The sequence below is a fragment of the Sodalis sp. dw_96 genome (assembly GCF_018449575.1).
Classification (GTDB): Bacteria; Pseudomonadota; Gammaproteobacteria; order Enterobacterales; family Enterobacteriaceae; genus Acerihabitans.
In genome coordinates this window covers 1-21,309 of the sequence record NZ_JAAVUT010000008.1, presented here as the reverse complement: position 1 = coordinate 21,309, position 21,309 = coordinate 1, and the positions used below count along the sequence as shown (strand labels likewise).

The following is a 21,309-nucleotide window of genomic DNA, read 5'->3' as shown; positions in this document are numbered from 1 at the left end:
TACATGAGCAGGAACTTTGACGCTGATACATTATTGTATTAACAAAATACAATAATTAATGTTAGATGACGTTATAAATAAAATAGATTGCAAGTTATGTGAAATAAATCACATATCTACTCCAGCTAAACCGGCCATAAATATTTTTTGACAGTAAGTAATAAGAGTGTAATAAGAATAATAAATTGATGTTTAATATGAGATAATGGTTCTCATTATCTCATACATTTCCTGAAAGCAGAGTAAAGTTCCAGCGGTAGATTAATGATATTTCATGCCATCAATCTCAATGTTGTATTAAGACCGCATTATGCTTGGGTGCCTGAGTTTCCAGAGAATGAAACTTTTACCCCTTGCCGGATAGCCATTGTTCCTCCATTACCTGGCCACCAGGCCGATAGCCAGCGCGATGGCGATCCCCACCAGGGGCGATGTGCGGCACAGCAATAATATCGTGCCCAGAACCACCATCGCCACCCCCAGAGGGTCGGTGGCGGCGTGGACGGCGAGGGCGGCGGTGGAAGGGATCAACAGGGCAATTACCGACAGGCTCAGGGAGTGCATCACCGCGCGAAAGCGTGGCAGGTGTAACAGTCGGCTGCGAACCCTATCGAGTATAATGACCAGAAAGGGCGGGATAACCAACGCCAGCGTGGCTGCGCCGGCGCCCTTGACGCCGCCGATAAAATAGCCCACCACCACCAGATACAGTCCGTTGGGGCCGGGTGAGATATTACCGATGGCGAGGGCATGCAGCAGCAGGTTGTCGGCCGGTAATCCGGCGCTCTGGATCTGGCCGCGCAGGACGGGCAGGGAGCTGAGGCCGCCGAAGCCGATAAGATTGGCCACCAGTACCGTCAGGAAAATCCGTTCCAGGGTCACGGTTTCGGCTGCTCCCCGGAAGAGTCGTCGTCGGGCGTTGATTTTTCAAGCTTAATGAACAGGCCGGGCAGCAGCAACCCAAGGACTATGGCGATTGCCATGACCACCAGCGGGTTAGCGATGAGAAACGCCAGGCCGGTGTAGGCAATGACGATGGCCGCCGTGGGGACACGATGACGACCGGCAAAAATATCCCGCAGCAATTGCAACGACATCGCGATGGCGAAACCCGCCGAAGCGGCAACGATGGCGTGCAGGGGCGTTACAGTGGAGGGCAGGCCGCTTATAAACTGGTAGAGTTTCGACAGGGCGACGGTGATGACCAGTGCGGGAGTCAGCAGACCCGCCAGTCCGGCGAACATACCGGGCACACCGGCCACCGCACGGCCGATAAGCAGGGTTTGCGCCAGGATGCTGATACCGGGTGTCAGGCGCGACAGCACCACGATGTCGATGAATTGTTGTTCGTTCATCCAGCCGTGACGGACGCAGGCTTGGCGCATGGCGGCGATTGTAGCGCTACCGCCGCCAAACGCGGTCGACCCTATTTTTGCGAAGACGACCAACACCGCCAAGGCACCGGACAAGGGGTGGCGATGCTGAGTTCGTCGTCTTTGCATTGCCCTCTCTCTTATCCTGATGACTGCCTCAGGCGGCGTTACAACTTAAAACTTCCAGCTACGATCAATGGTGGCGATATCGATTTCAACGCCATCCGGATCCAGGAATTTAAAGAAACGCGGAGGCACTTGCTCTTTATCTTCACCGTACCATTGAATGCCGTACTCTTTCAATGCTTCCATGACGCCGACGATATTATCGGTTTCGACACCGATGTGATTTGGGCCTAAGGTACCCTGAGCCCATGGAGCGAACTCCACACGTTCATCCGGGCAGAGCAGCGAATAATTAACTTCTCCATCGCTCATGTCGATTGCTCTACCCGGATAATGACCTGGGGTACGTGCTGGGCCCAGACGTTTAAAACCGAGCACTTTTTCATAAAAAGTGGCTGCTTTTTCCAGATCTTTGGTTACTACACCTATGTGGCGAATACGCATCCTATCTCTCCTCATTATAACGACAATGTCTTCTATAAGGAAAATCTGTCCTCATGAAGGACAAACTGGATATTGCAACGTACTTTGCATGAAGTCAATACTGAGATGTTCTTGTTGTGGACAAAAGATCACAAAATTGACAGTATTGTCTGACTTACAGAATATAACAAAGGGGTGATATGTGCGCGACGGTCCAAATTCCAGCGGTGGCAGCGAGCCTAGCTACCCCATCTCTTCGGTAGATAACGCGCTGCGCTTGTTGCTGCTGTTTCGTGAGCAGCAGAGCATGCGCCTTACCGAAGCCTGCAGCTATCTTGGGGTGGCTCATTCCACCGCCCATCGTTTGCTGGCGATGCTGATTCATCGGGGGTTCGTCCGCCAGGACGATTCCAGAGCATACCGGCCGGGGCCGATGCTGGTTGAGATCGGTCTGGCGGTGGTGCAGAAAATGGATGTCAGGATGCATGCGCGCCCGTTCCTGGAAAAGCTGGCGAGCAAATTCGGGGAAACTGTCCATCTGGTGACCCTCGAAGGGGATAAGGTACGTTATATCGACGCGGTAGAGAGCGATCGGACGCTGAGGGTGATTGCCCGTACAGGTCAGATCTTGTATGCCCACTGCACCTCGGCGGGCAAAGCGATGCTGGGGGAGCTTACGCCGGAGCAGGTTCGCGCTTTGTACGCCAATAAGAAATTATTACCGCAAACCGCCAGCTCCATCAAGTCCATGGATGCGCTGGAAAGCGCCCTGGATGATGTCCGCAGCCTGGGTTACGCCACCAATTACGAAGAAAGCGAGGAAGGTGTGGGGTCGGTGGCCATCGCCCTGGTGAACGCCGCTAATCGTCCCGTGGCCTCACTGGCGGTGGCGGTACCGGTCAACAGGCTGGTGCCCGAGATGCAGGCCAATATCGTCAGGGCTTTGAAGGAGGTACGGCAGCAGTTCCGCGACCTGCCCGCCTGACCATCCACTTTCATATGATATAGCATAAGGCGTGATAAACGCCCTGTGCCCGGGACGGCATAACTGATCAGGTCATCGGTGATGCCGTTTTTTTTGTCACAAGACCGACATCTCCTTGCCCGATTTTAGTTCATCCGGGGACGGAAAAGATTCCTCCATCACATTGTGGAAAGTTAACCTGCAACTGTTCTTGACGCCCGCTTCAATTTCTCTTATATCTCGGCAATGATGTCTATAGAAAAGAAATAATGTCTGGTATGCGGAGGTATTGAATGCGTCGTGCTGATGTTGCATTTGGAATCGTTGTAGCTGTAGTGGCGGCTGCCGTATTAGTTATTGCCTGGCAAATGCCTTTTTATTTGAACAATGTCCCCGGTCCGGGATTTTTGCCCAGAATTGTTGCCGGCGTATTACTGCTGTTGGGGGTGATACTTATCGTGCAAAGCCTGCGTCCTGAAATTCCGGAAGTCCGTGCGGTGGGTTTGGTGAATCCCATCGAAGCTAAAACGCACGGAAAACCGGAACCTGCTGTAAAGGCACAAGATTTTTTCCCGAAACGCACAGTAGCAGTTTTCCTGGGCTATGTTGTCTCTGTTCCGCTTTTTGCCGTGATTGGGTTTGTGCTTACGGGCATGCTGCTGATGGCCTATATCCTGCTGTTTATTGAAAAACGGCGTCATTACGGTGCATACATTGCCATTGTTGCGGTACCCATAGTCATTTATCTCCTTTTCGCCCAGGTGTTGAGTATCGAACTGCCTAACGGCCCGTTCAATACCGGTATCCTGGGGATCTGACGGTCTAAACAGAGAGAACTATCATGGACTTACTCTATCATATGCTCGACGGTTTCGGGGTGGCGTTGTCGCTTACGAATTTGATGTGGATAATCATTGGTGCGCTATTGGGGACGCTGATTGGTATTCTGCCTGGCTTGGGCAATCCGGCGGCGACCCTGGCCATCCTGCTGCCTTTAACGTTACGCTTGCCGCCTGCCACCGGCCTTATCATGATGGCCGGTATTTATAATGGGTCCAAATTCGCCGGCGCGACCACTGCAATTCTGTTAAATATCCCTACCGAAACATCATCGGTGGTGCTCTGCTATGACGGCCATGAATTGGCCAAACAAGGCAGGGCGGGCGCCGCGATGGGGATGTCCGCCATTTCCGGTTTCATCGCCAGTACCTGCGGTGTTATCGGATTGACGTTTGCCGCCCCGATTGCCGCCAAAATTGCCATTGATTTCGGACCGCCGGAATTCGCCATGCTGATGATCTTCGGCTTGCTGCTGGTGATTTCGCTGGCCGGCAAGTCTCCGGTCAAAGGGCTTATCTCGATGTTTTGCGGGCTGCTGGTGTCCACCATCGGGGCGGATATTTTCTCCGGTGTCCAGCGGTTCACCTTTGGCAGCGTGAACCTGTATGACGGTATTGAATTTCTGGTCGTGACCCTGGGGCTGTTCGCGGTCGGTGAAGTGTTGATCAACACCGGCAAGAGCATGAAAAAGGGCAAACCGGTAGAGACGCCGAAAAGATTACGCGAATACCTGCCCACCTGGGCGGATATCAAACAATCACGTCTGGCGATAGCCATCGGTACCTTGGTCGGCTTCTTTATCGGCGCATTGCCGGGCGGGGGCTCCACCATCGCGTCGTTCGTGTCTTATGCCGTGGTGAAAAATACTTCCAAGAATTCGGATAAATTCGGTACCGGCATGATCGAAGGCGTGGCGGGTCCGGAAGCGGCCAACAACTCCGAATGCGGCGGCACCATGATCCCGCTGCTCAGCCTTGGTTTACCGGGCAGCGCCAGTACCACCGTCATGTTGGCCGCCCTCATTTTATATGGCATCCAACCCGGCCCATTGCTATTCACCAACCATCCGGAAATCGTCTGGCCGGTTATCGCCAGTCTGTATCTGGGCACCATCACATTGCTGGTTCTGAACCTGCCGATGATTCCGCTGTGGGTACAGATACTGCGTATTCCCTACTGGTTGCTCTATCCGATTATCCTGCTGCTGGCGGTGGTCGGTGCCTACAGCGTCCGTGGTTCTATTTTCGATGTGTATCTGCTGATGGGGTTCAGCGCCTTCGGGTATATGTTCCGCCGATTGGGCGTACCGGCTGCGCCAATGCTCATGGCGTTTGTGCTGGGACCTGAGGCTGAGTTGGCTTTCCGTCAATCGCTGATGTTGTCGAATAATAATTTGTCCATTTTTATCGATCGGCCGATCTCCGCGGGGATTCTCGGTGCGATTGTCATTATCGTGCTTTTCTCGATTTACAGCAGGATGAAGCAGCGGCGCAAAGTGTTGGCTTTACGCTGAAGCTTTATTTTGAAAAAAACGGGCGCCCGTAGAGTAACCCGAATAACAGGAGATAAATATAATGATGAGATCATGTCGGATGGTATGTATTGCCGCTGCGGGGTTATTAGTGACCACCCTGGTGGCGTGTAACGGCAGTGGTAGTGATAATTCAAAGCCGGCCAATGTGCAGTTTGTCGTGGATACGGGTCCGGGCGGCGGCAGCGATTTATTCGCCCGCCAGGTAGTGAAGATTGCCCGCCAGAATAAGATAATGGACGATAACTGGCCGGTATTGTCCCGGCCGCAGGGCGGCGGTTTGGGCGCCATGAACTTCATGGGTGAAAAGAAAGGCCAGCCCAATTATGTCGCCGCCTTTTCCTCTAAATGGATTTCCAGCGGCCTTACCGAGCCCAATGCCACCACCACCGTCAAGGATTTGACCGTTATCGCCATGCTGGCCGACGAACAGCAGATTGTAGCGGTTCCCGCCAACTCGCCCTATCACAATTTCCAGGATTTCCTGAATGCGGCAAAACAGAACCCGGGCCAACTGGTGCAGGTAGGCGGCGCCTATCAGTCCGTGGATAACCTGCTGGCGCTGCAGATAGAGGCCAATACCGGCACCAGTTGGAAATATCTCTCCTTTGCCGATGGCGGTCCCCGTATCACCGCGATGCTGCGCGGCGATGCCCAGATCATGATAGGCGCGCAGACCGACTTTTCCGAACAGGTAGCGGCCGGGCAACTGAGATTGATAGGTATCGTGGGTAATGAGCGCAATAAAGCCTATCCGGATGTACCGACACTGGCCGAACAGGGTGTCCCGACTCAGGGTATTCCCGATCAATTGCAATTCCGCGGTATCGCGCTGCCCCCGGGAGCGAAGCCCGAAACCATCGCTTACTATCAGAACATTTTGGCCAAACTGGTCGCGACCCCGGATTGGGGCAAGTATATGCAGGAAGAAGGCGACAGAACGCAATTTTTCACCGGAGATGAATTGAAAAAAATGTTGGATCAATACACTCAGGACGTCCAGAGGTTGATCAAGTTGCAGAATTTGAAGGGGAATAAATGATATGTCTATTGATATGACTGAAGTACCGCGGCCAGCCACAAAAACGCGTCAACTGGGTATATTTGCGGCGTCGCTCAGCTATTCCGCTCTGCCGCCGGAAGTCATTCATTATGCCAAACGCGCGTTTGTGGATTGGAGCGCCGCGGCGATTGCCGGCGCGGGAGAGCCGGGAGCACGTAAGCTCCAGAATGTGATTTCAACCCTGGGGCAGGGTGGACCGGCAAACATTATCGGTACGTTATTGACCGCCAATGCGCCTTACGCCGCGCTGTGCAATGCGTATGCCTCGCATTTGCTGGACTATGACGATGTGTTCAATCCCATCGAAACCACCATACATCTGAGTTCCTGCGTCTGGCCGGCGGTGGTGGCCATCGCGCAGCTGCGCGGACTGAGCGGGCAGGACATGATTACCGCCTATGTCGCCGGTTTTGAAATCGGCGCACGGGTGGCGCAGGCCGCGGGACCAAGCCATTATCAAAGCGCCTGGCATGTTACCGGGACCATGGGGCATGTCGCGGCGGCGGCGGCGGCGGCCAATGCCCTGAAGTTGTCTGCTGAAGCCGCCACCCATGCCCTGGGGTGCAGCGCCACCCAGGCCGCCGGCGTGCGAGAAATCTACGGCAGCGATTCCAAAGCGCTGCACCCGGCAAAAGCGGCGATGGACGGCGTCGTGTCGGCGCTATTGGCCGAAGCGGGATTCACTTCCACGGATACGGCCATCGAAGGCCAGCGCGGGTTGTTGCAGGCGGTAAGTAAGGATCCCGACAACGAGATGCTGGTGGCGGGGCTGAACAGCCAGTGGCAACTGCCGAAAAACGGCCACAAGCTGTATCCCACCGCATCGCTGACCCACGCGCCCATTGAAGCGGGGATCGCGGCATCAAAAGATCTGACCGCCAAAGGGGATATTGCCGGTATTGAACTGCACTTGCATCCCTTCACCTCGGCGGTGACGGCGCTGGTCCATCCGGCTAGCGGACCGGAAGCCCGGTTCAGCACGCCCCACTGCGTGGCGGTGGCCCTGGCGCATCATGGCCTGGGGCTCGGGGATTTTGACGATGCCACGTTAAGGGATCCTTTTATCACTCATTTGCGCTCCCTGGTGCGTATCGTTTCGGAGCCGACCATGGATAAACGCGGCTGCCGGCTGGTCATTCACTGGGCGGACGGCACGATTTCCGGTTATGAAGTGCTGCGTAACCGGGGGACGCCGGACGTGCCGCTACTGGATCAGGACCTGTCGGATAAGCTTGTCACGGCGGCGGGCAGTGTGATGGACGCCGCCAGTGCGGCGGCCTTGGTTGAACAATGCTGGGCTCTGGAAGAAGTAAAGGATATCAATCAGATTGTACAAAAAATGATCGGCACATTGTAACAATGATTGCCGCGTACGCAGGATAGGCGTCCAACCGGCATTGTCGTGCCGGTATGGATACCAACGGCATAAGTTGAATATTAACCCGAAACGTATACGGCAGGGGTAGTTATATAAATAAAATAGATGAGGGCTATAATAATGATGAAGCGCAACATTATGGCAATGTTTATTCCAGCTTTATTGGCAGCAGGTGCGGCTAATGGAGCGGAAATATATAATAAAGACGGCAATAAATTAGATCTGTATGGAAAACTCGACGCCGAGCATTATTTCTCCAGCGCCGCAGACGGCGGCTTTGCCGGCGATGGCGATCAAACTTATGTTCGTGTCGGTTTCAAGGGCCAGACCAAGATTAATGATCAGCTCACCGGTTACGGCCAGTGGATTTATGAATTCAGCGGCAATTCTACCGAAAGCGGTCCGGACAGCACTGCCAACAACCATACCCGTTTGGGCTTTGCCGGCTTGAAATACGCCCATTACGGTTCATTCGATTATGGCCGTAACTACGGAGTGGTTTACGACTCTCTTGGCTGGACCGATGTGTTGCCGGAATTCGGTGGCGATACTAAATACACCGATAATTTTATGGTTGGTCGTACTTCCGGTGTGGCGACCTACCGCAACACCAGCTTTTTCGGCCTGGTTGACGGCCTTGATTTCGCTTTGGAATACCAGGGCAAAAATGACCGCGCCGACGATCCGAAACGCTCTAACGGCGATGGTTATGGCGGTTCGGTTACTTACGTTTCATCAATGGGACTGGGCATCGTCGGTGCCTATGCCTCATCCGATCGCACCGAAGCTCAGCAAGCCACCGATTACGGCCATGGCGACCGTGCGGAAGTGTGGTCGACCTCGTTAAAATACGACGCTAACAACATCTATGTGGCGGCTACTTATGAGGAGACCCACAATGCAACCTGGTTGACGAATAATCGTATAACTGATGCGGCAGGCGATAACCCGTCCGGTTTTGCCAACAAGACACAGGATGTCCTGCTGGTGGCTCAATATCAGTTCGACGACGGACTTCGCCCGTCCCTTGCTTACGGCCAGTCCAGAGCGAAAGATATTGAAGGCGTCGGCGACACCGACTTGTTCAAGTATTATGAAATCGGCGCCACCTATTTCTTCAATAAAAACATCTCCACCTATTTTGACTACATCATCAATGTACTAAATAAGAATAATAAGTTGGGTTATTCATCCGGCGATACCGTGGCGGTTGCCCTGGTGTATCAGTTCTGACCTCGAATATCTATAGTCGCTTTTACCGCGACTATAGATTAAGAAGACGCTGATACTTATGTTATTGATGAAGCGATATCGATGAAAATAGTGCCGAATTCATCCACTCGCACCCGGCCCGAAGGGCCGACGACAATCGTGCACTCCTTTTCCTCGATAATTGCCGGGCCGTCGAACGCCATGCCTGCCCCCAGCGCGTAACGATCGTAGATAGGGGTCAGGGTAAAGTCTTTCAGCTCGGGGAAATAGACCCGGCGTTTGCCTTTCTGTATCTGCGCGGTTCGGGGAGCATGCAGCCTGGGCAGGCGAATATCGGGATCGTGGCCGCTCACGGTGGCGCGACAGGTGATCAGCTGCACCGCCAGGTGCCGGTGTTCATGGCCGAACTTTTTCCGGTGGGTGGTATAAAACAGCTCGCAGATGCCGCGGTAATCGCCGGTTTTCACCAGTTCTTCCGGAATATCCAGGGTCATCTCGTGGCCTTGGCCCTTGTGGCGCACATCCAGCTGATACTGGACTTTTACCTCCTCCGGCCCCTGGCTCAGTTTGACACCCGCCAGCAGCGCCGTGCCTTCCGTCACCATTTCCTCAAACAGCGCGGCAATCTGCGGCCAGGTTTGACCGTTCACTTCCACCACCAGGGAGCGCGCATAGTCAAAGGCGATGCCGGATGTCACCAGACCCATTGCCGACGCGGCGCCCGCACCGTTCGGCACGATGATGCCTTTCATGCCCGCCGAGCGCGCCAGTTCATAGGCATGGGCCGGACCGGCGCCGCCGAAGGCAAACAGATAGAACTTTCTCGGGTCGTCCCCCCGTTCGACGATATGTACTTTCATCGCTGAAATCATGCTTTGGTTAACAATCTCATAGATACCGCTCGCCGCCTTCTCCACGGAAATATTCAGCGGGTCGGCGATGTTTTCCCTGATGGCGGTCCTGGCGGCCTGTTCATCAAGGGTCATGGCGCCGCCGAGGAAATAGCCGGCATTCAGATAACCCAGCACCAGGTTACTGTCGGTCACCGTCGGCAACCGGCCGCCCTGGCCATAACAGGCCGGGCCGGGCTGTGCGCTGGCGCTGCGCGGACCCACTTTAAGCAAGCCCATTTTATCCATGGCGGCGATGCTGCCGCCGCCGGCGCCGATTTCAATCAACTCTATAATCGGCATTTTCACCGGCAGGCCGCTGCCTTTTTTAAACCGCGCCACGCGGCCGAATTCAAAGGTGCCCGACTTGGCCGCTTCATACTCTTTAACCAATCCGACTTTGGCGGTGGTACCCCCCATATCGAAGGTCACCAAACTGGGAATACCCAACTGCCTGGCGTAAAAAATCGCCGCCAGGACCCCGGCCGCCGGCCCTGACTCCAGCATGCGGATAGGGTATTCCTTGGCCACGTCGACCCCGGTGACGCCGCCGGCCGACAGCATCATATACAGTTTATTGCGGTAGCCGGACTCGGTCAGGGTGTGGGAAACCAGGTCCAGATAGCTGGCGGTAATGGGTTTGGCATAGGCATTCGCCGCCGTGGTGCTGGTGCGTTCGTATTCGCGAATTTCCGGCGCCACCGACGATGAGGTGCTGATGGTGATGCCCGGCAGCTCTCGCGCCAGTATGGCCGCGACCTGCCGTTCATGACTGGGGTTGCGGTAGGCGTGCAGGAAGACAATGGCCACCGAGCGGACCTCCAGAGCGGCCAGCTGTTGCGCCAGGGCAATGACCTGCGCTTCATTGACCGGCGTGAGAACCTCCCCATCGCTATTGATGCGCTCGTCAACTTCGAAGCGCAGATTGCGGGGGATAAGCGGCGCCGGTTTGACCATAAACAGATCATACAGGTCATAGCGGACTTCGCTGCCCATCTCCAGGGTATCGCGAAAACCTTGAGTGGCCACCAGCGCGGTTTTCAGGCCGCGCCGTTCTATCAGGGCGTTGGTGATAAGCGTGGTGGCATGAATGGCCACTTCAACGGACGCGCCGTCCAGTCCGCTTTTTCGCAACAGCAGAGAGAGACCCTGGTTGACGCCGCGCGCCGGGTCGTCCGGGGTGGTGAGGCACTTCTCCAGTATCATCTCTCCGCTGGTTTCATCCGTCAGGACGAAATCGGTAAAGGTGCCGCCGATATCAAAACCGAGGCGATATTTGGCTGTCATCATGTTGTCCCATATTACCTAATACGAAAGGAGGCCGGGTTATTTACCGGTATAACCATAGATGTCACCGGCGGCCTGACGGCTCACCAGACCGAGCTCGATGTCGGTTTCCACCAGGGCACGGTCGCGCTCAAGGGGATTGCCCATGCCGCCGCCGCCGGGCAGGTGCAGGGTCAGCATCTGGCCGGGCTGCAGGGCAAAGGGATCCGGCTCGATATGCCGACCGTCAAGGAGCACCGCGCCCAATCCGCCGGGATGGCCTTCCAGTAAACCGTCCGAGGGATAGCGGGTATGGTCGGGACGCACGGCGACATGCACCGGCTTATCCGATTTGGTTTCGATACGCATAATGGAACCCAGGCCGCCGCGGTATTTGCCGGGACCGCCGGAATCCTGGTGGTAGGCGCGCTCGCGGATCAACACCGGGCCGTTGGCTTCGATGATTTCCATCGGCGTCACCATGGAGCAGCCGGGAAAGGCGATGGTGGAGTGTCCGTCCATGCCGATTGACGCGCCTTCGCCGCCGTTGGGCAGCATGTGTACCACGAACGGCGCCCCTTCATCGTCCTGGCACATAAAGCGTACGAACCAGAACGAACCGCTGGTGGCCTGCACGGCGTTGGGTATGACGCCGGCCAGAGCGTTATAAATGGCGGTGTGGGTATGGAAGCTGGTGCGCGACCGTGCCTGCACCGCGGCGGGACGCTGGGCGTTAAGAATGGAACCCGGCGGCGCATAGCTGGTGATGGGGACGAACAGCCCCTCGTTATTGGGCAATTCCGGACACAGACTGCATTTCAGCGCCAGCAGCGAGTGCGCATGGGTGGCATTCATCACCACGTTAACGGCGGTGTCCGGGTTCTGCGGGCTGGTACCGGTATAGTCCAGATGCAGGCTGTCGCCATCGACGGTAATGTTGAGCACGATGTTTGTCGGACTGGTGACCCCGTCGCAAAGAGCCTTGCCGCGGTATTCGCCATCGGGGATCGCGGCGATGGCATCGCGCATCGCATTGGCGGAACGGTTCAGAATGAAATCCGCCACCGCATCCATTTTCGCCCCGCCATACTCTTCCAGCATGGCGTTGTAGCGTTCGGCGCCGATGCGCGCCGCGCCGACAATGGCCCCCACATCCCCCAGCACCAGCTTCGGATAGCGGACATTGGCTTCGATGATGCGAATCAGCTGCCCGTTGGGTTCGCCGGCTTCATAGAGTTTGCTGGGGGGGATTTGCAGCCCCTCTTCATACAGATCCCGCGCTTTCAATTCGTCATGACTGCCGCCGATATCGGAAATGTGCGCGGCGGAAGCAATGAATCCGACGATGCCGCCCCGATGGAAAATCGGCAGGACGATATAAAAATCCGGCAGATGACCGTGGCAAAGCCAGGGATCGTTGGTGATGAGAATATCCCCTTCCTTTAAGGTTTCCGGCGGGAAAATTTCCAGCATCGAGCGGGTTGCCGACGGTAAAGAGCAGGTGAACGCGGGTACGCATATCTGGGATTGCGCAATGGAGCGCGCCCGGCGGTCCAACAGAATGACCGCATAATCACGTGATTCGCTGACAATGGTTGAAAAGGCGGTGCGCAGCAAAATCGCGTCAACCTCGTCCATCATGGCGATCAGTCGGTCCCATTGGATTTGCAGGCCGAAAGCATCTTCTTCTTCAGGGACGGTTGAGGTCATAGGGATGTCAATATTCATTTATTTAGCGATCCTAATCTTTTTCCGGGCAAAACGGCCGCCATGGCGATAGCGGGTTCATTTCCGCTCCCCGTGACGCATGCCGGGAATCTAATAATGGGACAAACATGTTTATTCCGGCCGGACCAGGCGACAGGACGCCGGGGAAGGGCCGTTACCAGACCTCTTCCAGCACCCGCATCCAGTTACCGGACATGATTTTTTCGATTTCCCGCTCATGAAAGCCCTGTTTACCCATGGCATCCCACACCGCCGGGGTTTTTGCCATGGACTCGTAGCCTTCCGTCACATGGGTCCCGAATCCATACCAGGGGCCCAGCGAGCCGGTAATATTGGGATACAGGCCGTTTTTACCCCAGCGGGCTTCCCACTCTTCCTCGGTTTCCCCGTTGGCCTCCGGCAGATCGCTGGCAAAGGCGACATGGTCGATACCGCCTATCTTCACCATATAAGCGACATGGGCCGCCAGGTCGTCCAACGTGGGGCGTTTATCCCAACGGACAATGGGCGACCACGACACTGCGCCCACCAGACCGCCGTTTTCGGCCACCGCCCGGATCACGCTATCGGGTTTGTTGCGCGGGCTGGGACAAAGGGCATAGGCATTGCCGTGACTGATCACCAACGGACGCTTTGCCGCCCGGACAAAATCGGCGCTGGTGCGGTGACCGCAGTGGGAAAGGTCTACCAGCAGGCGCTGTCGTTCCATTTCCGCCAGCCAGTCATAGGCCGCTTCGGTCATGCCTTTGTCGGTATCTCCCACAAAGGGCGCGCCATAACCAAAGCGGTTTTTTTCGTTATAGGTCGGCTGGATGATCCGCATGCCCAGCTGCTTGAACGATGCCAGGATGCGCACATCGGGTTCGGCCATCAGCGTATTCTGCGCGCCGAAAATCACCCCCACCCGGTGCTCGTCATGGGCCTGCCGTATTTCGGCCACGCTGGTTACCACCGTGGCGACATCGGGCATGGCCTCGATAACGCGGCGTGCTTCTTCAAGCTGGATAAGCGCATCGGCCAGTTCCGCATCGGGGTGGATCGCGGTCAAATTGATGGCGGAAACGCCCCCTTCACGGGTACGGATAAGCTGTTCACGGGTCAAGCCGGCGCAATTCAGGCCGTCGATAACCAGTGGGCGTGAGGATGTATTGTGAGAAGACATGGATTACCTCATTCATAAATTTACTGCGTTAAGCCTTTCCCTGCGGCGGGCGGCATAGAGCCGTAGCCGTGCTTCCGCGACGGGAGAGAGCTTATTGGGATCCTGGAACGCCTCCTGCCATAGAGGCAGTTCCAGGCGTCGATGGCAGGCGACGGAGGTGCCGTCGCCCACCGGTTTTAACAGCGGTTCATCATGGCAGCATTTATCCACCGCGAAGGGACAGCGGGGATGAAAACGACATCCTCCCGGCACATTCACCGTGGTGGCGACATCGCCGGGCAACGTCTGCCGCCTGGCGCGGTCACCGGGGTTCGGCCGGGGGATGGCCGAGATAAGCGCCCGGGAATAGGGATGGGCGGGGGCGTTGAAAAAGGCGTCTTTCGGCGCGATTTCGACGATTTTACCCAGATACATCACCGCCACGCGGTCCGAAATGTGTTTCACCACCGACAGATCGTGGGAAATAAACAGATAGGATAAATTCAGGTCCCGCTGCAGATCGGACAGCAGATTGATGATTTGCGCCTGGATGGAGACGTCCAGCGCCGATACCGGCTCATCGCAGACTATCAATGAAGGTTTCAACATCAGCGCCCGGGCGATCCCCACCCGCTGCCGCTGGCCGCCGGAAAATTCATGGGGATAACGGCGGGCATGGTCAGGAGAGAGCCCGACCTGCTTGAGCACGTCGGCCACGCGCCGCTGCCGTTCCGCGACGTTGATGCGGTTGATAATCAGCGGCTCTTCAAGAATGTCATGGACCCGCATGCTTGGGTTTAACGATGCAAACGGATCCTGAAAAATGATCTGGAACTGTTTGCGAAAATCCCGCAGCGCGCCGCCGCGCAGTTGATTAAGGTCGGTATCCGCCAGACGAATGGATCCCGCGCTGGGGTCAAGCAGCTTCATCACCAGGCGGGCGGTGGTGGACTTGCCGCAGCCACTCTCACCCACCAGCGCCAGGGTTTCACCGTACGCCATATCGAACGACACGCCGTCCACGGCCTTGACCACGGTATCCTCCTTGCCGAAACGGCCTTTCGCCAGGGTGAAATGTTTTTTGAGATCGTTGACCTGCAAAATGGCGCGGCTCATGGCAGTTCTCCTGACAGCGGAATATGAAAGCAGGCCGTCAGATGCGCGTCGCGTTGGGACGCCAGCAGCGGACGGCGGTGAGCGCAATCCTGTTCCATAAAGACGCAGCGGGGGTGAAATCGGCATCCGGCGGGCATCTGCGCCGCCGGCGGAACGACGCCCTCGATGGCCAGCAGCCGGGTTTCCTCCTCCTCCATGCGGGGAATACTGCCCAGCAGACCAAGAGTATAGGGATGGCGGGGATCGTCGAACAACGCCCGGCAAGCGGTGTATTCAATCAGCTGGCCGGCATACATCACCGCGACGTTATCGGCCATCTGGGCCACCACGCCGAGATCGTGGGTGATAAGGATAATGGCCATATGGTTCTTTCGCTGCAGTTCGCGCAGCAGGTCGAGAATCTCGGCCTGCACCGTGACATCCAGGGCGGTGGTGGGCTCATCGGCAATCAGAATATCCGGTTCGCAGGCAATCACCATGGCAATGGCGATGCGCTGACGCATGCCGCCGGATAACTGATGAGGATATTCGTCAAAACGCTGCGCCGCCGCCGGTATCCTCACCTGCTCCATGGCCGCGATGGCCCGTTTTTTCAGCGTCTGGTTCGAGGATGCCCGATCGTGGACGCGCATAGCCTCCACTATTTGGAACCCGACGCGCAGCAGCGGATTGAGGCTGGTCATCGGCTCCTGGAATACCATGCCGATTTTGTTGCCGCGCACCGCGCGCATCCGGGCCGGCGAATGGGCCAGCAGGTTGGCGCCCCCGAACCCGATCACCCCGGTTGTTCTCCCCGGCGGCGGCACCAGTCCCATCACGGCCAACGACAGCATCGACTTGCCGCAGCCGCTTTCACCGACGATGCCTAGAGTTTCGCCCCGGCGGACCGCGAGATTGATATCATCAAGAATGACCACAGGGTGTTCTTCCGTACCGAACGACACCCGCAAATTTTTGATCGCCAATATTATCTCTTCATCAGTGCCTCCCGGCGACGATGATAGGGTCATATCATGCATGGCTATTTCCTCCCTTCATCGGCTAATCTCGGGTCGAGTGCGTCACGGACAACATCGCCGAGAATATTGATGGCCAGGATAACGGCGGCGATGGCGATGCCGGGAAATACCGAGGCGCCCCAGGACACACTGAGGTAATTCTGGGCTTCGCTGACCATGCCGCCCCATGTGGGGGTAGGGGGCTGGATCCCCAATCCCAGAAAGCTCAGGGTGGCTTCGGTGAGGATCATATCCGACAGCTGGAACGTGGCCATCACGATGCTGGCCGACAGGACATTCGGTCCGATATGGCGGAAAATAATTCGCAGCGGACTGGCGCCGATGGAAACCGCGGCATCCACATACTCCAGGTTGCGCACCGACATCACCGACGAACGCACGATGCGGGCAAACTGCGGCCAGCCCGAAATGCCCATGATGAGAATGAGCGCCGGCAGGGAGGCACCTATCACCGCGACAATGGCAATCACCAGCAGGATAATCGGGAACGCCAGCTGCATGTCGATGAGGCGCAATACCACCGCGTCGGTGGCCCCGCCGTTATAGCCGGCGATAAGCCCGACACCGGTCCCGATGACGCAGGAGATCACCACCGCCGACACGCTGACGAACAGCGTGGCCCTGGCGCCGTAAACAATCCGGCTGAACACGTCGCGTCCCAACTGATCGGTGCCGAGCCACCAGGCCTCTTTACCCCCCAGAAATGCCGGCGGCAGCAGCCGGCGCAGCAGGCTTTGCTGATAGGGATCGTGCGGGGCGAAAATCCCCGGCGCGACGGCCCACATCACGGCGATAAGGATGATGACCACGCTGATGAGATTGAGGGGCGAACGGAGCCGGGCGCCGATAAACCTCGTCCGCTTTGGAGACGGTGGGATGGGAATGACCATGGGTTCGGTACTCATTTCAGGCGGATCCTCGGGTCAAGCAGGGCGGACAGCACATCGGCGGCAAAATTCGCCAGGATAAAAATCACCGCAAAGAAGAACACCACCACCTGCACCACCGGATAATCCCGCGCATAAATAGCCTGGATAGCCAGGCGTCCGATACCGGGCCAGGAGAACACGGTTTCGGTGATGATAACGCCCCCCATCAGCACGCCGAACTGCAGGGCGATAACCACCATCACCGGGATAAACGCATTGCGCGCCACGTGACGGGTGACCACCAGAAGTTCGCTCAGTCCCTTGGCGCGGGCGGTGCGGACAAAGTCCTGGCGCAAAACATCCAGCGTGGTGGAACGCATCACGCGCGCCAGCAGGGCTATCAGCGTCGCGGACAGCGTAATGGAGGGCATGATCAAATGAAGAAGCCCGCCCATGCCGCCGGTGGGCAGCCAATGCAGCGTGACGGAGAAGATAAGGATTGCCACCACATCGAGAAAAAAGGTCGGCACCGCCTGCGACAGCGCGGCGATACCGCGGATAAGATAATCTATCCAGGTGTTGCGATAATAAGCGGAGCCGATCCCGGCCGGAATACCCACCGCCAGGGCAATGGCCAGCGTGGTGACCGCCAGCTCCAGGGTGGCCCCCAGCCGTTCAAACAGCAGACTGACCGCCGGTTCGCCAAAGCGCAGCGAGTTGCCGAAATCGCCGTGGAACGCCTTGAAAAAAAAGGTGATAAACTGCTCAAACAGCGAGCGGTCCAGGCCGTTTTTAATACGAAATGCCTGCTTCGCCTGCTCGGTTGCGTCCACAGGCAGGAAGAGTGTCGTCGGATCGCCGCTTAACCGGGTAATAAAAAAGCAGGCTACAAATATGCCCAATAATGAGGGTATAATATAAAGGATCCGACGCAGGATATAATTTGCCATGATTAACCTGCGTAATGTCAGTGAGAAGACGCGGATGGTGCTCTTGCCCTCATCGGCAAGAGCGCTTTTTTAGCTTATGGACATGCCGCTGATAACCCATCGCTGATCGCCCCGGGGGGCAAATCCTTTAACTCTGCCGGCCAGGCCATACAGATCCGTCGCCTGGTACAGATAGAGTACCGATGCGTCGTCAAACATCACCTGAGACGCCTGGTGATAGATCTCAGCGCGCTTGCCGCGGTCGGTTTCATGGGCTCCGGCGTTGATGAGCTTATCGAGCTGAGGATTATCCACGTAGGAATAACGCCAGTCCGAACGGTACTGCGCCATCTGCAAATCGGGATCATCCCCCGGTGCCAGTCCCACCAGGCCGATAGGTTGTAGCTCCCGGTTACTCAGCTGGCGCAGAAACTCTCCAGGTTCCAATGAAATCATATTGGTTTTCACGCCGACATCGGCGAACATCCCGGCAATGGCTTCCGCCACTTCCTTGTCCTGGGCGTAACGCCCGGTGGGAAACTTGAAGTCGATTTGAAATCCATTGGGATAACCGGCTTCGGCGAGCAGCTGCTTGGCCTTTTTCGGATCAAAGGGGTAGTCGTCTAGATTGGGGTTGTAGCCCAGTTCGTTGGACCGCAGCAGCTGACCGTGCAGCAATCGTGCGTTGCCCTGGAATAGACCGTCGATAATGCCTTTTTTATCCACGGCATAATTGAGGGCCTGGCGGACCCGGCGATCCTGGACCGGGCTTTTTTGATTGGGCAGACTGGACAGATCCAGGGTAAATATACGGTAGCTCGGCACGTCCTTCAGGTTCAGGCCGCTCTGACCCTTGATCTGGGCGACGGCCATAATCGGCACGTTGGTGGCGATATCGCATTCACCGTTCAGCAAGCTTGACGCCCGGGACATATCGTCCGGAACGGTGCGCAGAACGACGCTGTTAATCCCTTTCGGCGACTCACCCCAGTAGTGCGGATTGGCGGTAAAGGTAATCCGGCTGTCGCGCACCCACTCTTTGAGCAGGAAAGGACCGGTACCGATGGGTTTTGCGCCAAAACCGTCGGCGCCCCCCACCTGCGCCCAATATTTGGGCGGCAGGATAAAGACCTGGCTCAGCGCCAGCTCCAGGGCCGGGTAGGGGAATTTCATATGCAGGATAACGGTTTGGTCGTCAACTTTTTCCACCTTGTCCATCAGTTGCGAATACTGTCCATAGGCGGGGGTCACCGTCACGTTCATAAAGGTTTGAAAAGAGAACATCACCGCATCCGCATCACATTTTTCCCCATTGGAAAACAGGATGTTTTTACGCAGGGTGATTTTTACCTTTAATGGATCAACCAACTCATATTTTTCCGCCAGCACCGGCACGCAGTGGCTGGCGGTAGGTTCAATCCAAAACAGGGATTCGACGACCAGATTCCCGGCATTGATCTGTTCCTGGGTGGTGGAAAAATTGGGCCACAGCGATACCGGATCGAAACCCTGGGCAATGGTCAATACTCCCGGCTCGGCGGCGAACGCCATCCGCATGGATGCCAGCGGCGTTGTTAAAAACATCGACCCGGCCAATAACTTACTGAACGATCGTCTGGTCATTCCCATAGCTGATTCCCCCCTGTTGAGTGTGAGCAAATGAATTAAATAAGGTATGCCGAGTCCATGGAGATAGACGTTGCGCCGATTTCCGGGAACACCGTCTGCCTTGACCAGAACGGGTCCCCCACCCGATTACCGATGGCGCACGCTTCTTGCCAAAGGCTTCTTTGCATGCTTTTGATTAAATTCGCGTCCGCCGCGGTAACCGGGTACGAAATGGACATGGCAATCTTTTCGTTGTGCCAGATGTCATGTATGGCGAGTCCCATGGCCGAAATGCTCGGATTCAAACCGTTTACCAGGCTAACCAGCCCTTTTTCCCGGATGCTGCCGAGCACGTTGAGAAATTTCTTTTGCTCAGCGCCTTTTGCCACGGTTGAACCCAATTTAGCCAGCACTACCTCATCAGGCTCACAGGCGAATAAGGCCAATCCCAGCGCGGTGGGCATCGCGGCCATTTTGGCGCCCACCTCATGCACCAAACGCAGGGGATGAGACCCGATTTTGACCCGCAGCAAGACGATATCGATGTCCGACAGCGCCGCCGCATAGCCGACAAAATGATACTGTTCGGACAGCCTTTCGAGGGCGGCATCGAGTTCATCTATCAATGAACTTCCTTCCAGATAGAGCTCCGCCAGGGCGAGAACCCCGTGCCCCACCACATAGCCGTTTTCGTTGTGGCGGCGCTCCACGATGCCGGCATCGCACAGGGTTTTCATCAGTCGGGACACGCTGCTTTTCGGCACGTCCAATTCACGGCAGACCTCACCGACCCGTAACACCGGTCGTTCTTTATTAAACAGGGATAAAATTCGCAGGCCTGTATCGAGAGAACTCATATTTTGTGCCATATAGAGCAACAGTGATGTTATATATGGTACAGATGTGCTTTTTTTGGTCAAGAATTTTTTCTTGACTTTTATCAATTATAAGAAAATGCAATAGATGCAGAATAATCCGCTAAGCGAGGCACGGCCTGGGGTAGAGGGTAATTCTTGCTACCCATGGCTCCGGGCGCGATATTTGTTTATATTATGACCCCATCCGCGAGGGAGCCCTGATATGACCAATACGAAGCACGTGCGTTTACCGCAGATTGCCCTGACCGGGCGTGTGCTGGGCAAGTTGCTGTCCGCGTCCCCCGATGACGGGGAATGCCGGTCGCTATTAGCCGCCCTGGCGGACCCGGGCTGGACTGATGAATGGCCTTATGGCGAGCATCAGGAACTGGACGCTATTGCTGTACTATTGACCGCCGGGCTGGCGGCCACGAAAGCCGAAACCCCGGCCGAGGCCTATCAGCGTCTGTTTATCGGCCCCTATGCGCTGCCGTCGCCTCCCTGGGGTTCGGTTTATCTGGACAGGGAAAACGTGCTGTTCGGGGAATCCACGCTCTCCCTGCGGCGCTGGCTGCGGGAAAACGGCATTGCGATGCAGCTGCCCGGCAACGAGCCGGAAGACAGTATCGGCACACTGCTGTTGCTGAGTGCCTGGCTGGCGGAACAGCGGCATGACAAACTGTTGGATATCCTGCTGGCCCAGCATCTTTTCCCCTGGTGCTTTCGTTTTCTGGAACTGCTTGAGGACCATGCCGGCCATCCGCTTTACCTGGGATTGGCGAAACTGGCCCGGGTCAGCCTAAATGATTGGAAAGCCTCCTGTACGGTCGAGATTGCCGCACCGGATTTATATTTTTGATCGGGCAGCCCGTGGCTGGGTTTTTGTCCTTGTCCGCGCTGATGGACATGTTCTCCCTTTAACACGCTCGGTTTTAGCTTCAGTGATGGCGGGTCTACCGTACTGTGGGGCACTCGT

Annotated in this window: 19 protein-coding genes; 7 read left to right on the top strand and 12 right to left on the bottom strand. The window is 56.3% G+C overall.

Translation table 11 applies throughout. From position 1 onward, the window contains the following. Window positions 1-378: 378 nt before the first annotated feature. The 3 genes from HB631_RS13490 to HB631_RS13480 are packed head-to-tail and all read right to left on the bottom strand — an operon-like array spanning window position 379 to window position 1,943. Complete coding sequence (locus tag HB631_RS13490) at window positions 379-882, bottom strand: chromate transporter (protein WP_213991687.1); 504 nt, start codon at window positions 880-882, stop codon at window positions 379-381. After that, window positions 879-1,502: a chromate transporter gene (locus tag HB631_RS13485; protein ID WP_213991686.1), complete on the bottom strand. Its 624-nt coding sequence runs from the start codon at window positions 1,500-1,502 to the stop codon at window positions 879-881. Before HB631_RS13485 ends, HB631_RS13490 begins: the two co-directional genes overlap by 4 nt. 45 nt (window positions 1,503-1,547) lie before the next feature. Further along, a complete protein-coding gene (locus tag HB631_RS13480) occupies window positions 1,548-1,943 on the bottom strand; it encodes a VOC family protein (protein WP_132922276.1) in 396 nt (131 codons plus the stop codon). Window positions 1,944-2,124: 181 nt separating this feature from the next. On the opposite strand from HB631_RS13480, the gene HB631_RS27305 reads away from it, so the two are divergent. From HB631_RS27305 to HB631_RS13450, 6 genes are all read left to right on the top strand, one after another. Further along, window positions 2,125-2,907 carry an IclR family transcriptional regulator gene (locus HB631_RS27305; protein WP_213991685.1) on the top strand — a complete coding sequence of 261 codons (783 nt, stop codon included), beginning with the start codon at window positions 2,125-2,127 and terminating at the stop codon, window positions 2,905-2,907. A 272-nt stretch (window positions 2,908-3,179) separates the two neighbouring features. Further along, window positions 3,180-3,704, top strand: a complete 525-nt coding sequence (locus tag HB631_RS13470; protein ID WP_213991684.1) for a tripartite tricarboxylate transporter TctB family protein — start codon at window positions 3,180-3,182, stop codon at window positions 3,702-3,704. Between the two features lie 23 nt (window positions 3,705-3,727). After that, window positions 3,728-5,239: a tripartite tricarboxylate transporter permease gene (locus HB631_RS13465; protein ID WP_213991683.1), complete on the top strand. Its 1,512-nt coding sequence runs from the start codon at window positions 3,728-3,730 to the stop codon at window positions 5,237-5,239. A 61-nt stretch (window positions 5,240-5,300) separates the two neighbouring features. Continuing rightward, entirely contained in the window at window positions 5,301-6,299 is a 999-nt protein-coding gene (locus tag HB631_RS13460; RefSeq protein WP_213991682.1) for a tripartite tricarboxylate transporter substrate-binding protein, read from the top strand. A 1-nt stretch (window position 6,300) separates the two neighbouring features. Then, the gene (locus HB631_RS13455; RefSeq protein WP_213991681.1) at window positions 6,301-7,677 is read left to right on the top strand and encodes an MmgE/PrpD family protein; all 1,377 of its coding nucleotides are present in this window, start codon (window positions 6,301-6,303) and stop codon (window positions 7,675-7,677) included. A gap of 141 nt (window positions 7,678-7,818) precedes the next feature. Further along, on the top strand, window positions 7,819-8,931 hold the full coding sequence (locus HB631_RS13450) for a porin (protein ID WP_275955689.1): 1,113 nt from the start codon (window positions 7,819-7,821) through the stop codon (window positions 8,929-8,931). Between the two features lie 56 nt (window positions 8,932-8,987). Here HB631_RS13450 and HB631_RS13445 read toward each other — a convergent pair whose 3' ends face one another. From HB631_RS13445 to HB631_RS13405, 9 genes are all read right to left on the bottom strand, one after another. Next, the gene (locus HB631_RS13445; RefSeq protein WP_213991680.1) at window positions 8,988-11,090 is read right to left on the bottom strand and encodes a hydantoinase/oxoprolinase family protein; all 2,103 of its coding nucleotides are present in this window, start codon (window positions 11,088-11,090) and stop codon (window positions 8,988-8,990) included. Window positions 11,091-11,126: 36 nt separating this feature from the next. Then, entirely contained in the window at window positions 11,127-12,794 is a 1,668-nt protein-coding gene (locus HB631_RS13440; protein WP_213991679.1) for a hydantoinase B/oxoprolinase family protein, read from the bottom strand. Window positions 12,795-12,948: 154 nt separating this feature from the next. Next, on the bottom strand, window positions 12,949-13,956 hold the full coding sequence (locus tag HB631_RS13435; RefSeq protein WP_213991678.1) for a membrane dipeptidase: 1,008 nt from the start codon (window positions 13,954-13,956) through the stop codon (window positions 12,949-12,951). Window positions 13,957-13,968: 12 nt separating this feature from the next. Next, entirely contained in the window at window positions 13,969-15,051 is a 1,083-nt protein-coding gene (locus HB631_RS13430; protein WP_213991677.1) for a dipeptide ABC transporter ATP-binding protein, read from the bottom strand. Beyond that, the gene (locus HB631_RS13425) at window positions 15,048-16,070 is read right to left on the bottom strand and encodes an ABC transporter ATP-binding protein (RefSeq protein ID WP_255556986.1); all 1,023 of its coding nucleotides are present in this window, start codon (window positions 16,068-16,070) and stop codon (window positions 15,048-15,050) included. Before HB631_RS13425 ends, HB631_RS13430 begins: the two co-directional genes overlap by 4 nt. Window positions 16,071-16,072: 2 nt before the next feature. Then, on the bottom strand, window positions 16,073-16,975 hold the full coding sequence (locus HB631_RS13420) for an ABC transporter permease (protein WP_213991676.1): 903 nt from the start codon (window positions 16,973-16,975) through the stop codon (window positions 16,073-16,075). Continuing rightward, the gene (locus HB631_RS13415) at window positions 16,972-17,889 is read right to left on the bottom strand and encodes an ABC transporter permease (protein ID WP_213991675.1); all 918 of its coding nucleotides are present in this window, start codon (window positions 17,887-17,889) and stop codon (window positions 16,972-16,974) included. The genes HB631_RS13420 and HB631_RS13415 overlap by 4 nt, the downstream gene beginning before the upstream one ends. A gap of 69 nt (window positions 17,890-17,958) precedes the next feature. Beyond that, window positions 17,959-19,497 carry an ABC transporter substrate-binding protein gene (locus HB631_RS13410; RefSeq protein ID WP_213991674.1) on the bottom strand — a complete coding sequence of 513 codons (1,539 nt, stop codon included), beginning with the start codon at window positions 19,495-19,497 and terminating at the stop codon, window positions 17,959-17,961. Between the two features lie 35 nt (window positions 19,498-19,532). Next, window positions 19,533-20,333 carry a helix-turn-helix domain-containing protein gene (locus tag HB631_RS13405; protein ID WP_213991673.1) on the bottom strand — a complete coding sequence of 267 codons (801 nt, stop codon included), beginning with the start codon at window positions 20,331-20,333 and terminating at the stop codon, window positions 19,533-19,535. A 223-nt stretch (window positions 20,334-20,556) separates the two neighbouring features. Here HB631_RS13405 and dmsD point away from each other — a divergent pair, with 223 nt between their 5' ends. Next, window positions 20,557-21,192: a Tat proofreading chaperone DmsD gene (gene dmsD / locus HB631_RS13400; RefSeq protein ID WP_213991672.1), complete on the top strand. Its 636-nt coding sequence runs from the start codon at window positions 20,557-20,559 to the stop codon at window positions 21,190-21,192. Window positions 21,193-21,309 lie beyond the last annotated feature (117 nt).